Annotated in this window: 9 protein-coding genes; 5 read left to right on the top strand and 4 right to left on the bottom strand. The window is 41.1% G+C overall.

Annotation, left to right across the window (positions count from 1 at the left end):
* The first annotated feature begins 3 nt into the window (after positions 1–3).
* Positions 4–1,683: a glycerol-3-phosphate dehydrogenase/oxidase gene (locus AB3Y88_RS05475; protein WP_228887975.1), complete on the top strand. Its 1,680-nt coding sequence runs from the start codon at positions 4–6 to the stop codon at positions 1,681–1,683.
* A 325-nt stretch (positions 1,684–2,008) separates the two neighbouring features.
* On the opposite strand, the gene AB3Y88_RS05470 is transcribed toward AB3Y88_RS05475, so the two are convergent.
* Complete coding sequence (locus AB3Y88_RS05470) at positions 2,009–2,887, bottom strand: hypothetical protein (RefSeq protein ID WP_056961091.1); 879 nt, start codon at positions 2,885–2,887, stop codon at positions 2,009–2,011.
* Positions 2,888–3,251: 364 nt separating this feature from the next.
* Positions 3,252–5,252 carry a LysM peptidoglycan-binding domain-containing protein gene (locus tag AB3Y88_RS05465; protein ID WP_261909496.1) on the bottom strand — a complete coding sequence of 667 codons (2,001 nt, stop codon included), beginning with the start codon at positions 5,250–5,252 and terminating at the stop codon, positions 3,252–3,254.
* Positions 5,253–5,447: 195 nt separating this feature from the next.
* On the opposite strand from AB3Y88_RS05465, the gene tpx reads away from it, so the two are divergent.
* Complete coding sequence (gene tpx / locus AB3Y88_RS05460) at positions 5,448–5,939, top strand: thiol peroxidase (protein WP_367293407.1); 492 nt, start codon at positions 5,448–5,450, stop codon at positions 5,937–5,939.
* Positions 5,940–6,042: 103 nt separating this feature from the next.
* On the opposite strand, the gene AB3Y88_RS05455 is transcribed toward tpx, so the two are convergent.
* Positions 6,043–6,945: a cation diffusion facilitator family transporter gene (locus AB3Y88_RS05455; protein WP_228887977.1), complete on the bottom strand. Its 903-nt coding sequence runs from the start codon at positions 6,943–6,945 to the stop codon at positions 6,043–6,045.
* Positions 6,946–7,163: 218 nt separating this feature from the next.
* Between AB3Y88_RS05455 and AB3Y88_RS05450 the strand changes: the two genes are divergently transcribed.
* Together AB3Y88_RS05450 and AB3Y88_RS05445 are read left to right on the top strand one after the other, a co-directional pair.
* The gene (locus AB3Y88_RS05450; RefSeq protein WP_056961087.1) at positions 7,164–8,834 is read left to right on the top strand and encodes an acetolactate synthase large subunit; all 1,671 of its coding nucleotides are present in this window, start codon (positions 7,164–7,166) and stop codon (positions 8,832–8,834) included.
* A 486-nt stretch (positions 8,835–9,320) separates the two neighbouring features.
* On the top strand, positions 9,321–10,160 hold the full coding sequence (locus AB3Y88_RS05445) for an aldo/keto reductase (protein ID WP_228887978.1): 840 nt from the start codon (positions 9,321–9,323) through the stop codon (positions 10,158–10,160).
* A 232-nt stretch (positions 10,161–10,392) separates the two neighbouring features.
* Here AB3Y88_RS05445 and AB3Y88_RS05440 read toward each other — a convergent pair whose 3' ends face one another.
* On the bottom strand, positions 10,393–11,076 hold the full coding sequence (locus AB3Y88_RS05440) for a triose-phosphate isomerase (RefSeq protein ID WP_054757803.1): 684 nt from the start codon (positions 11,074–11,076) through the stop codon (positions 10,393–10,395).
* A gap of 280 nt (positions 11,077–11,356) precedes the next feature.
* Here AB3Y88_RS05440 and AB3Y88_RS05435 point away from each other — a divergent pair, with 280 nt between their 5' ends.
* The gene (locus AB3Y88_RS05435; protein ID WP_228887980.1) at positions 11,357–12,742 is read left to right on the top strand and encodes a class II fumarate hydratase; all 1,386 of its coding nucleotides are present in this window, start codon (positions 11,357–11,359) and stop codon (positions 12,740–12,742) included.
* The last annotated feature ends 21 nt before the right edge of the window (positions 12,743–12,763 follow it).

The following is a 12,763-nucleotide window of genomic DNA, read 5'->3' as shown; positions in this document are numbered from 1 at the left end:
GCCATGACAGAGTTTAATAGCAAAACAAGATTTGCAGAGCTTCAGACAATGGAAGCTAAGGAGCTGGATGTATTAGTCATCGGTGGCGGGATTACTGGTGCAGGGATTGCACTTGATGCACAAACTCGCGGTTTACAAACTGGGCTGCTTGAAATGCGAGACTTTGCCTCTGGAACTTCGAGCCGCTCAACAAAGTTAGTTCACGGCGGGTTGCGTTATCTGAAACAACTTGCTTTTCATGAGGTTGCAGAAGTCGGTTCTGAACGGGCTATTGTGTATGAAAATGCTCCTCATGTGACCACGCCCGTAAAAATGATGCTACCTTTTTACAATGGAGGAACTTTAGGTAAATTTACGACAGCAATTGCGCTTGATATTTACGATCGTTTAGCCAAGGTTAAGAAAAGTGAACGTAAATTTATGCTTGATCGTGCGGAATCATTGGCACGGGAGCCTTATTTAAAAGCAGAAGGGCTAAAAGGGACAGGTGTTTATGTTGAGTATCGCACAGATGATGCTCGCTTAGTAATGGAAGTTGTCAAGGAAGCACACGCGCAAGGAGCATTGCTAGCCAACTATGCGAAGGTGATGGATTTAATTTATAATGAGCATGGTAAAGTTAGCGGAGTCAAGTATCAGGATCAGATCACGGGAACAAACGGAACAATCTATGCTAAAAGAATTATCAATGCGGCAGGGCCGTGGGTTGATGATATTCGTCAAATGGATGGTTCGAATAAGGGAAAACATCTGCATTTGACTAAGGGTGTGCATCTCGTGGTCGATAATGCCAAATTTCCTGTAAAAAATGCAATCTTTTTTGATACTCCGTTTAACGATAAGCGGATGATGTTTGTGATTCCGCGAGAAGGGAAAACGTATTTTGGAACAACAGATACAAGCTGGAATGAAGATCCACGAGAACCGTCTATTACAAGTAAAGACGTGCACTACATTTTAAGTGCTGTCAATCAAATGTTTGCGATTAAACCGTTGCATTTCGACGATGTTGAATCTGCTTGGTCAGGAGTACGTCCCTTGATTCAAGAAGAGGGTAAAAGTCCTTCCGAGATTTCGCGCAAGGATGAGATTTTCCATTCGGATTCAGGTTTATATTCAATCGCAGGTGGAAAATTGACAGGTTACCGCAAAATGGCGGAAAAGATTGTGAATGAAGTGGCTAAGGACTTTGCAACTGAATATGGTGATTACCACTATGTTGAAACTCAAACTGTTCATTTGCCACTTTCAGGAGCTGACGCAAGCGGCAGTGCAGGGTTTAAGGAATTTTTCGACGCAGCTGTTACACGTGGAACAGAACATGGACTTTCAAAAATGGCTGCAGAGTCTTTAGTGCATCGTTATGGTCGTAATGTCGATGCAGTTTATAGTTATTTGGAGCAGGCACAGACAAGTGAAACACATCTCTCAGCGCTTGACTATGCACAACTGCATTATGGTTTGGAAGAAGAAATGGTTTTGCACCCAATTGATTATCTTCTGCGTCGGAGCAGTCAAATGCTTTTCAATTTTAAGCATCTGGAAAAGGTTTATGAGCCAATCATTACTGAAATGGCACAGTATTTTGACTGGTCCGACGAGACTACTGCACGACTGAGGGATGAAGTGCAGACGCAAATTGCCATTAGGCAGGCGTTTAAGCAAGAAACAGTTCATGCTTGAAGAGTAATGTCTAGTAATATTTACCTATTGGGATACGTTAATGCCCATATCTAAAATAAATAGCGGGAGGCTGTGCCAGAATTTAACTTTTGTCACAACCTCTCTTTTATTCCGGATAAACGTGTTCCATAAGTCAAAATTCTCCGTCTAACTTCGAATTACTCATAGCAAAGTACTCGCGATGTTCGTAATTTCGAGTTAGCACTCAAATTTTCCCGACTTATGTCACACTCTCCCGCTATTTATGCTGAATAAACGCGTTTTATAAGTCAAAGTTCTGCGACTTCGACGCCTCTTTTTAAAAAGATTACTGCAGTTGAAATCATTATTCCTTGAAATGCTTGGACTGGTGTAAATATTTAAAGCCAAAGCCCATTATCATGGCTGCAGTTAACAAAATCCCCCAGAGTGAAAGCAGTGCACTAGTTTGATGATTATCGCCAGTTTGGGGTAAGGTTGCTGCAGCAGCGACATGACTGGTTTTTGTCTTAGCAACTTGATTCGGGGATGATTGTGCTGTGAGGGTGCTTTCCCTAGTGGCAACAGTCTGATTATTCCCTGTAGCAGCTATATTGGTAGCATTGTGGTTAGGCTCTTTGGCAGCACTACTGCTGGAAGAAGAATCCGTTGTCCTAGATTTTTCAGTAGAACTAGCGGCATTTGTGGTAGAATTTGAAGTTAACGTTGCAGAATTTGCAACAGTAGAACTAGCAGCTGCAGTACTGCTTGAGACGTACCCAACCCCACCAGCGCCTTCGCCCGTGCCGTCATGGTTAATGGAAGGATCATCACCTTCACCAGGATTATCGCCTGTCGCACCAGTGACTATACTTTCAGTTGAACTCGAGTTCTGTGCTGCTGAATTTGAGCTTGCAGTTGCTGAGCTTGCAGCCTCAGTGGCAGTTGAATTTGTGGCAGACGAACTAGCAGCTGCAGTACTGCTTGAGACGTACCCAACCCCACCAGCGCCTTCGCCCGTGCCGTCATGGTTAATGGAAGGATCGTCACCTTCACCAGGATTGTCGCCTGTCGCACCAGTGACTATACTTTCAGTTGAACTCGAGTTTTGCGCCGCTGAATTTGAGCTTGCAGTTGCAGGATTGTTTTCAGAAACAGTTGAAGCAGTTACGATTGTCGGACCAGTGAGCATAAGAGCTGCTAATACAGTAGCTGCAACACTTGTGATTTTTTTGTGCATCATCATAAGAAGTTCCCCCAATATAATTGATGTATCCTAATAGTTTCGTGCCAAACGAGTTAATTATACTAACAAATTAGAGCAAAATATTTTTAATGAAATAAATATACGTTAATTATTGAATTTTTTGAGCGAGAAGTCAATTGTTTCTTAAAATAATTTTTTACCTTTTTTTGCATAAAAAATGATGCAGTGAAACATTTAAAAATGTAAATAACGAGCATAAACAGTATCAATCTTTGATTGCAACTACACATTTTTCAAAGATAAAATACGCAATTATTTTTAAATTTTCTCAAAAAAAGCATTGATTGCTGCAACTGCAGTTTAATCAATGCTTAAGAAGTTTGAAAAAATTATAATTGACTTACTAGAGTTTTAATTGCTGACCAACATAGATGATATCAGAGGTTAGGTGATTATTGGCTTTGATCTGTGTCACAGTTAAGCCGAATTTAACAGCAAGTTGCCACAATGAATCACCAGCTTTGACAGTATATGTGGCATGGTCAGAATTACTGGATGTCTTAGGAGCCACACTGCTGGTAGCAATTTTTAATACTTGTCCAACGTAAATAGTGTCAGAGCCGAGACTGTTAAGGTTTTTAAGCTGAGTAACGGTTAATCCATGTTGATTAGCAATGGCCCAAAGTGAATCGCCAGCTTTGACAGCATACTGTTGAGTACTTGAACTATGCTTCGAATTGTTGTTCGCAGAGCTAGAATTTGAAGCATTTTGCGGATTGGAATTATTCGAATTGGCAACTTTTAATTTTTGTCCAACAAAGATAATGTCAGAAGATAAACTGTTCCAGCGCTTCAAGTTAGCGACTGAGATACCGTAGCTATTCGCAATTGCCCAGAGCGAGTCCCCGGCTTTAACAGCATAATTTTTATTGGTTGAAGAACTGTTTGTGTTACTGTTTGTATTGCTGAAATTATGATTGCTAGTATTGTTCGACGAAGCAGTATTATTAATATTTGTAAGTTTGAGATTCTGTCCAATATAAATGGTATCAGTCGAAAGATTATTCCATTTTTTCAAATCACTAACGGAAATACCGTGTTGATTAGCAATCGCCCAGAGTGAGTCCCCGGCTTTGACAGCATATTGCTGAGTACTTGAATTATGATTTGCGGAGTTAGAATTAGAAGTGTTTTGGGTATTAGAACTGCTTGAATTGGCAACTTTTAGTTTTTGTCCAACGTAAATAATGTCGGAAGACAGACTGTTCCAATTCTTCAAGTTTGCAACAGAAATACCATGGCTGCTGGCAATTTCCCATAATGTATCACCACTTTTAACGGTGTATGAACTATTGGTGGCTGCATTCGCACCGCTGGAAGAGGGGCTCTGATTTGAAGCTGAATTATGATTTGACGATTGCGTTGAAGTACCGTTGTTAGGCGTGTCATACTTTGTTAAACCATAATTATTAATAAGAGTTATCAAAGTAGCTGCGTAGTTAGGTGCAGTTGCATACGTTCCATATTTTCCATGAGCAAGATTTTGGGCTGCGGTCGCAACAGAAGCTGCAGTTGCTTTTGTAGAATTCGGAAAATTATTTTTAATTAGGGCTGCATAGCCGGCAAAGGAATCACTGTAGCTATGATAGGCTTGAAATTTAGCTGGAAGATAGATCCAGGAGCCGCTAACATACTCTGAAGTGTTCATTGTAACGTAATTCCCGCTGCCGGAATACTTTACTCCAAATAGATTGTGAGCTTGCGTGGCCAACGAGCTGCCACCCCAACCACTTTCAAGAGCTGCCTGAGCAATCATCAGGGATGCATAGAGATTAGATTGCATTGCGACCTGCTGGGCAGAAGAGGCGACGCTGTTTAGAAATGAATTGACATTACCTGGAATGGATGCTGACAAATTTGTATTTAAATTCGCACTGAACGACGCAACGCTAACATTACTGTTAGCCACAGTAGGGCTACTTGGATTATCCGCACTTGTGGCAGCAGCACTGCTTGAAGTTTGTGTATTTTGGCTGCTGGACTTTGTTGTTGGAGTTGAGGAACTGACAGCAGTTTGCGCACTTGTAGCAGTGTTCGTGGAGGGAGCAGAACTACTAGAGTTTTCAGTTATTTCGTTAGCGGTGGTTGTTTTGTTACTTTCGGCTTGTGTAGTAGAACTAGTTTGTGTAGCCGTGTCATTTGGCGTAGCTTTGGCTTCAGACGCTGCATTTTTTTCACTTGTAAGCGTAGTTGTTGTAGCAGCTTTAACGCTAATCGTTGGTAGGGTAGCGGCCCCAAGTAACAGGCCAGTGCCGACATAGGAGGCTGTGCGGCTAAAGCCGTGAATATGTTTGATGTTGCTTAAGTATTTCTGATGAGCGATTCGCGCACTTCTTTTTTTCAAAGTGGAGCACACCCTTTCAAAGGAATTTTTAAGTATTTACTTTTAGTCACTAACGTTTATTTGGGTTCAGTATAGCAAAAAACAAAACTAATCTGAATTAATCGGTTTTTAAATTCAGCGAGGTAGAATTTTTTTATTTGAAAACAAGATATTGTATAATACGTGAGGTACAAGAAGATCAAAGGAGCTGATTTTGTGAAAGTTACAATGCATAATGCACCGCTTGATACGAATAGTGAACCGCCTGTTGTAGGAGAAAGCTTCCCAGGATTTAGTCTGGAAAATGATCGTCAGCAACGAGTTACATTACAAGGCTTAAATGGAAAGTATGTGTTAATTAGTGTTGTTCCAAATATCAACACAAGAGTATGTAGCCTCTCTACTAAGAAGTTCAACGAGAGGGTGGATAATTTCCCTAACATTGATTTTCTGACAATTTCAACAAATACAGCAGATGAGCAGAAAAATTGGTGTGCTGCTGAAAACGTTTCAGAGATGCAGCTCTTATCTGATGCACAAGGAAGTTTTGGCAAGCAGCTTGGACTGTACATTTCAGATAAGGGGATTGATGCCCGGAGTGTCTGGATTATTGATCATGCTGGAAAGATAGTTTATCGTGAGTTGATTGGAGAACAGAGTAATGAACCTGATTATGCAGCTGCATTAACTTTTTTGGAACAGCATTAAGGGTGTTCATTAGATTAATCAATCGGCAAAAATGATTGTTATGTTTATAAAAAACAAAAAATGCCCTCACATATTTCTTTTGAAAATATGTGAAGGTATTTTTTTAGTGCTGCTGTTTTTCATCATCTTTTGAAAAGCACATCTTATCTTTAAGACCGCGGGTACATTCAGCTTGAATGGTGACATGCATAATTTTGTATTTCTTTTGGAGTAGCTCTTCGATCTGAGAATAGATTAATTCTGTCTCTCTTAAAGACTGATTAGCCAGATTGACATGTACAGAGGCCACTAATTCATTTTCGTTGATTAGCCAAGTATGGAAATGATGGACACCACGTACCGAAGGAATAGTCATGATAGTGTTCTTGACTTCTGTCGGATCAATTGCGGGGGATCCTTCCATTAAAATCATTAGCGTTTGCCGAATGATTGGCCAGGCTTCGTAAGCAATGTATAAAGAAACCAAAATAGTTACCACAGGATCCACCCAAGAAATTTTGAAGAAAAAGATTAAAAGTGAGCCGATGATAACTCCAACTGAAGCTAATGCGTCGCTTAGGAGGTGCAGATAAGTTGCACGCAAATTGAGGTTATGTTTTGAATCACGGCTAAGTAGGATAGTTGCAAAAAGATTTGCTGCAAAACTGATCAAGGCTGTCCAAAACATCACACCGCCACTAACTTGCTCGGGCTGCATGATGCGTTTAATGGCCTCAATCAATAAATAGACCGAAAGAAAAACCAAAATTAATGAATTCAAGAGTGCAGCAATAATTTCGGCTCTTTGATAACCGTAAGTATTTTTGGGAGTAGGACTGCGCATCCCGATTCGATGAGCAATATAACTTAGAATAACCGAAAAAGAGTCACTGAGATTATGCAGGGCATCAGAAATTAAGGCTAAACTACCTGAAACGATACCACCAAGAAGTTCAAAAATTGTGATTGTGACATTTAACACAGTAATTAGTAAAAATCTTCTACCGGAAAAGCGTGCTTGTTCCAATTTGAACCCTCCTTTCTGAATTCAATTAAAGATATGAGTATATGTTCATATTACGTGTAAACTATAACATGAATATTTTGTAAAAACAACTATTAAAGAGGAATTTAGTAGTGTAAAGTGCTACTATAATAAAAAGTAACTAGCATTAAGACTTTGTGAAAAAGCTCAAAGGATTTTAATGGTTAGCTCTTATAAAAAAAGAGAATTGAGGAGAAAACATGAGTTCAGATTCGCAGAAGGATACGGCACATCTAATAGTAGAATGTCTTGAAGGTGAAGGAGTAAAATACGTTTTTGGAATTCCAGGAGAAGAGAACATCCACTTAGTTGATGCGCTTAATGATTCCAAGACGATTGAATTTGTCCTTACACGCCACGAACAAGGAGCTTCATTTATGGCAAGTACGTATGGACGGTTGACAGGGATGCCAGGGGTTTGCTTGGCAACCCTTGGACCAGGTGCGATTAATTTAATGCTGGGAGTTGCTGATGCAGAGACAAATTCGACTCCCTTGGTTGCATTAAGTGCTCAAGGCGGGTTGGCAAGGTTGCATAAAGAATCTCATCAAGTTTTAGATCTTGTTTCTATGTTTAAACCGGTTACACAATATGCCAGTATGATACTGACACCGCGGGCAGTCCCCGAGATGATTCGCAAGGCTTTTTCAACAGCTAAGAGAGATCGACCAGGTGCGGCTTACCTTGCAATTCCTCAGGATGTTGAAGAAAAGCCGGTGACGGCTCAGTTGAAACCTCTTAAAATTGATCCTATTTCTGTGACGCAGCCGACTGTTTCAGATATTGATAAGGCAGTGAAGTTAATCGCCGCCGCTAAAAATCCAATAATTTTAGCAGGGGATGGTGTGCTGTGGAAGCACGCGGAACAGGAAGTTCAGGAATTAAGTGAGTTACTAGACATTCCAGTTGTAACCACGTTTATGAGCAAGGGTGTCCTCTCAGATAGACATAAAAATGCGCTTGGGGTTGTTGGCTTTATGCGCAAGGATTACGAAAATTTTGCGATTGATCGTGCTGATATGATAATCTCAATTGGATTTTCCATTCAGCAATTTGATCCGCAAAGAATCAATCCACATGGCGATAAAAAAATTATTCATATTAACATGTTCCGTCAAGACGTTGATAGTCACTATCCAGTTACATTGAACATCATTGCAAACATTCGTGCTAGTTTGCAGGCGTTATTACAATCATTACGGCTGCAGGACCTGCATTTTTCGCACAAAACTGCTCAAATTCGAGAACTGATTCATGATGAATTGATCAGTGGGCAAAAGAGTCTTGATGTTCCGCTAAAACCGCAAACAGTTGTGTATGCAACCCGTAAGGTTTTACCAGATGATGCAGTAGTGCTTGTAGACACTGGGGCAGTTAAGATGTGGATGGCGCGTCTTTATCAAACTTATCTTTCAAATACTTGCTTAATTGACAATGGACTTTCAACAATGGCTTGGACTTTACCAGGGGCAATCGGTGCCAAGCTTGCTCGGCCTGATAAAGTGGTGGTTGCTGTGATGGGAGATGGAAGTTTTCTCATGAACTCACAGGAGATTGAGACCGCAATTCGCGAGAAGCTTCATCTAATAATCGTAATTTGGGAAGACGCATCTTATGGACTTATTAAATGGAAGATGGATATGGAAATTAAGCATCATAATGGGGTTGATTTTGACAACCCAGATTTTGTCAAATATGCGGAAAGTTTTGGGGCACATGGCCGTCAAGTAGAAAAAGCAGGAGACTTTTCACGCTTTATGCAAGAAGCAGTAGCTGCTAAAACGGGTGTCTATGTAATCGCAGTTCCTGTTGATTATCGTGAAAATATGAAGTTGATTAGTAAGCTAGGTAACACAACGATGCGCCTTTAAGGTTTGTAATTCAGGACTTAGTCTACGGAGGCTGGACACCGGTTGTCGGCACTTCTCTATAACATGTTCCAAAAGGCAGGTTTTTGTGTTTAGCATGGATCACACCGGTAACAAGTGCGGTTACCACTGTGATCCAACGCTAAGCCTCAAAACCTAGCGCCTTTTTGCACACTTCTTTCATAACGTGCTCCACCCAGCAACCTCCTGTGCCTAAGCCTAAATTACGCGTAACCAAGTTCGGGTTACTTTGTAATTCAGGACTTAGTCTACGGAGGCTGGACGCCGGGTGTCGGCACTTCTTTCATAACGTGCTCCACCCAGCAACCTTTTGCGCCTAACCGCAAATTGCACATAGTCACAACCAACCTATTTTGCAATTTAACGGTTGCTGCTCAAAGGCTGGACGCCGGGTGTCGCACTTTTTTCTAATAACTTGCCATAAAGCAACAAGTTGCAGTAGGATAAGTGCAGAAAAGGGGTGTTGTTTTGAAGAAAACTTTTTCTTTTGACAAAGAATTAACCGTGAATCGTTTAGGATATGGAACCATGCAACTGCCTGGAAAGGGAGTTTGGGGTCCTTCAACGGATCCGCAAAACGCCATTAAAGTTCTGACCACAGTGTTAGACAATGGAGTTGATTTTATTGATACAGCAGATGCTTATGGGCCGTTATTCGCCAATCTTTATCTGAAAAAAGCCTTACAGCAACGGCCTCACACTAAAGTAATGGTCGCTACCAAAGTTGGGCTTACACGCCAAGGCCCAGATAAATGGACTCCAAATGGTCGGCCGGAGTACTTAAGACAGCAGGTTGAACTGAATTTGTTTTCGCTTGGTTTGGATCAAATTGATCTTTTACAATTGCATCGAGTTGATCCAGCAGTTCCGCTAGCAGAACAACTTGGCATTTTACGTGATATGCAGGCTGAAGGAAAGATTAAGCATATTGGATTAAGCCAGGTCAGTGTGCAGCAACTTGAAGAAGCTCAGAAAATTGTACCCATTGTTTCAGTGCAGAATCGGTATAACTTAGTTGATCGTGCAGATGAAGATGTTTTACACTATGCTGAACAGCACCATCTGGCATTTATTCCTTGGTTCCCCTTAGCAACCGGGAAATTGGCAGCTGATCAAAGGTTGCAGCAAATTGCTGCAAAATATGATGTTGGACCAGCACAGATTGCACTTGCTTGGTTATTAAAAACAAGCGAGGTTGTTCTCCCGATTCCGGGAACCAAATCTGTGGTCCACGCATTAGAGAATCTTAAGGCCCAAGAGATTGAGTTGAGCGAAGAGGAACTTAATGATCTGAATGAATTGAAATAGTTTTTTAGCAGCTCTAAAAATAAAAGTGTCACTATACCATGCCTTTACAAACAATGTAAATTGCTAGAGATGGACCACTAATCATGCAATTTATTGTAATGTGAGCGCAATGGAACTAGTGACACTTTTTGAGTAAGTCGGCGTATCAGCCTAGATCAAAGCTTACTTGTAGCTATTAGGCAAAGTTGCCTTTAATTATAGTCTGACGTATTAAAATTTTGGCAGAAGTCAGTTACTTTTTAAAGTGTGCTAAGGCACCTATTAATGCGTTCAGCTTGGCCTCCCAATCTTCAGCTTTGACAATTCCACTAGCACCACCAGTTCCAGCTGCACCCCATTCCAGCATTTGGGTTACATCTGCCGCAGTGCTGACACCAGCAGCTTCGATTACGAAAATAGCAGGATCAACTGCATGAACTGCAGCAATTGACTGGGTTACATAGTCTTTGCCGCTTGTTTTGCCGGAACCTACTAATGCAGCCGGTTCACAGATCATGGCATTCGGGTGCAGTTGTGCAACGGCTTGACACTGTTCAAGTGTGTCTGCACAAGCAATACTTAAGAGGCCAACTTTTTTAGCACGCTTGATACCGGCATCGAGTTGTGAAAGAGTTAGCTGTCTTTCAGAATGGTTCAAAATGACGGCGTCTACTCCATAGGCTTTCAAAGCTTCTGGTAAAACGCTTCCCATTCCCTTATTTGGAGGGATTGTATCCATATGTTGTGCGGTAATTAGCAAATGAGGATATGCATGTTTTTTAATTTCAGGGATATCAATCAACTGTGCGGTGAAAATACTTTCAATGTCGTATTTTGCTGCTACTTTTTCAGTCAGCTCAGCTAATCTGAGTACATCATTCCCATAAAGATACGTTTTAGGGTTTACCATAAAAAATGGTTTTTTAAATTTTTTCATCCAAATTCTCCTTTAGTTGCTTGTTTACAGGGCTGCGAAAATGAAGCCAAAAATTAAGTTCCTGCTTTCATTGTAAGCGCTGAAATTTGGATTGCAAAAAAATTGATTATATTCTAATCACCGCCTTAGTTTTTAACGACTGCATGTTAAGGGCGTACTTTCATTAACGAGTATTGTATTTGAATTTTGAAACAGGATATAATAAAGATGATTATTGTTGCTGTTTTTCGAAAAGTTAGCATGAATTTTTCGCAACACTACAATCCAAGGAGGAGCTAGCATGACGTCATTTCGAATTGAAGAAGATACATTGGGACCCGTTAAAATCCCTGCAGATGCGCTGTGGGGACCGCAAACAGAACGCAGCCGCCATAATTTCAAAACGGGGAAGAAGATCCCACTGGCGCTTATCCGTGTTTTAATTGAGCTCAAAAAAGCCGCAGCCCAAGCTAATGGTGCGCTAGGACAACTTACAAGTGATAAGACTGACATAATGGTAGCAGCTGCTGATAAACTACTTGGGCTTACCGACGAGAAATTGGAAAGGGACTTTCCGCTACATATTTATCAAACTGGTTCGGGTACGCAGACTAATATGAATGTGAATGAGGTTATTGCTAACTTGGCTGCCCGCATGGACAACACAATTACAATACGGCCGAATGATGAAGTTAATCATGGGCAAAGTTCAAATGACATTTTTCCGACTGCAATGAACATCACAGCTTATTTAGAGCTGGCGCAACTTATTGCAGGACTGGAGCATTTGATTGCTGAATTAGACGAAAAAAGAAAAAAATATTGGCGAACTGTTAAAATTGGTCGAACTCATCTGCAAGATGCGACTCCATTAACTTTTGGACAAGAAGTCAGTGGTTGGGTGAGCATGCTGCAGCATGATCTGCAATTCATTCAAGCATTGCGGCCTAGTTTGCTGGAACTACCACTTGGAGGCACCGCAGTTGGTACTGGGATGAATGCGGCCCCAGGCTTTGCTGCAGCTGTAGCTACAAGAATAAATACGCGTTATCATAGTGATTTTACTGTAAAAAGCAATAAATTTTATGGTCTGAGTGCACATTCTGCGTTGAACGCGGTTCATGGAGCATTAAAGACACTCGCAAGTGATTTGTTGAAAATTGCGAATGATGTCCGTTTCTTGGCCAGTGGTCCGCGTGCAGGTTATGGTGAATTGCATATTCCGGCTAACGAGCCTGGTTCATCTATCATGCCTGGCAAGATTAATCCAACTCAAGCAGAGGCATTGACGATGGCTGCACTCAGAGTGATGGGCAATGATACTGTGATTACGACGGCTGCTTCACAAGGAAATTTTGAAATGAACGTTTTTAAACCTTTAATTATTGAAACCTTTTTGGAGTCAGTTGAAGTCTTGGAAGGAACCATGAACGGTTTTGCAGACAAAATGATTCATGGCTTGACAGTTAACGAAAAGAGAATGTCCGAGTTAGTTGCAGATTCGTTGATGACGGTGACGGCACTTTCACCACATATCGGGTATCATGCAAGTGCAAAAATTGCACAACAAGCTGAAAAAGAGGGAACTACTTTAAAAGAAGCTGCGTTGAAATCGGGGAAGGTCACCGCAGAACAATTTGATCTGTGGGTTGATCCATTGAAAATGACTAATAGTGAGGGACAATAACGGGCAAAGTTGGTTGCAAGC

Source organism: Liquorilactobacillus satsumensis (assembly GCF_964065465.1).
GTDB lineage: Bacteria > Bacillota > Bacilli > Lactobacillales > Lactobacillaceae > Liquorilactobacillus > Liquorilactobacillus satsumensis.
Note: the sequence above shows the minus strand (reverse complement) of the source record. Positions and strands in the feature narration are given on the sequence as shown.

Excerpts from the sequence above, each read along its gene's own strand:
- AB3Y88_RS05440 (WP_054757803.1), bottom strand. The coding sequence starts at position 11,076 with ATGAAAAAATTTAAAAAACCATTTTTTATGGTAAACCCTAAAACGTAT.
- AB3Y88_RS05435 (WP_228887980.1), top strand. The coding sequence starts at position 11,357 with ATGACGTCATTTCGAATTGAAGAAGATACATTGGGACCCGTTAAAATC.
- AB3Y88_RS05470 (WP_056961091.1), bottom strand. The coding sequence starts at position 2,887 with ATGATGATGCACAAAAAAATCACAAGTGTTGCAGCTACTGTATTAGCA.
- AB3Y88_RS05475 (WP_228887975.1), top strand. The coding sequence starts at position 4 with ATGACAGAGTTTAATAGCAAAACAAGATTTGCAGAGCTTCAGACAATG.
- AB3Y88_RS05450 (WP_056961087.1), top strand. The coding sequence starts at position 7,164 with ATGAGTTCAGATTCGCAGAAGGATACGGCACATCTAATAGTAGAATGT.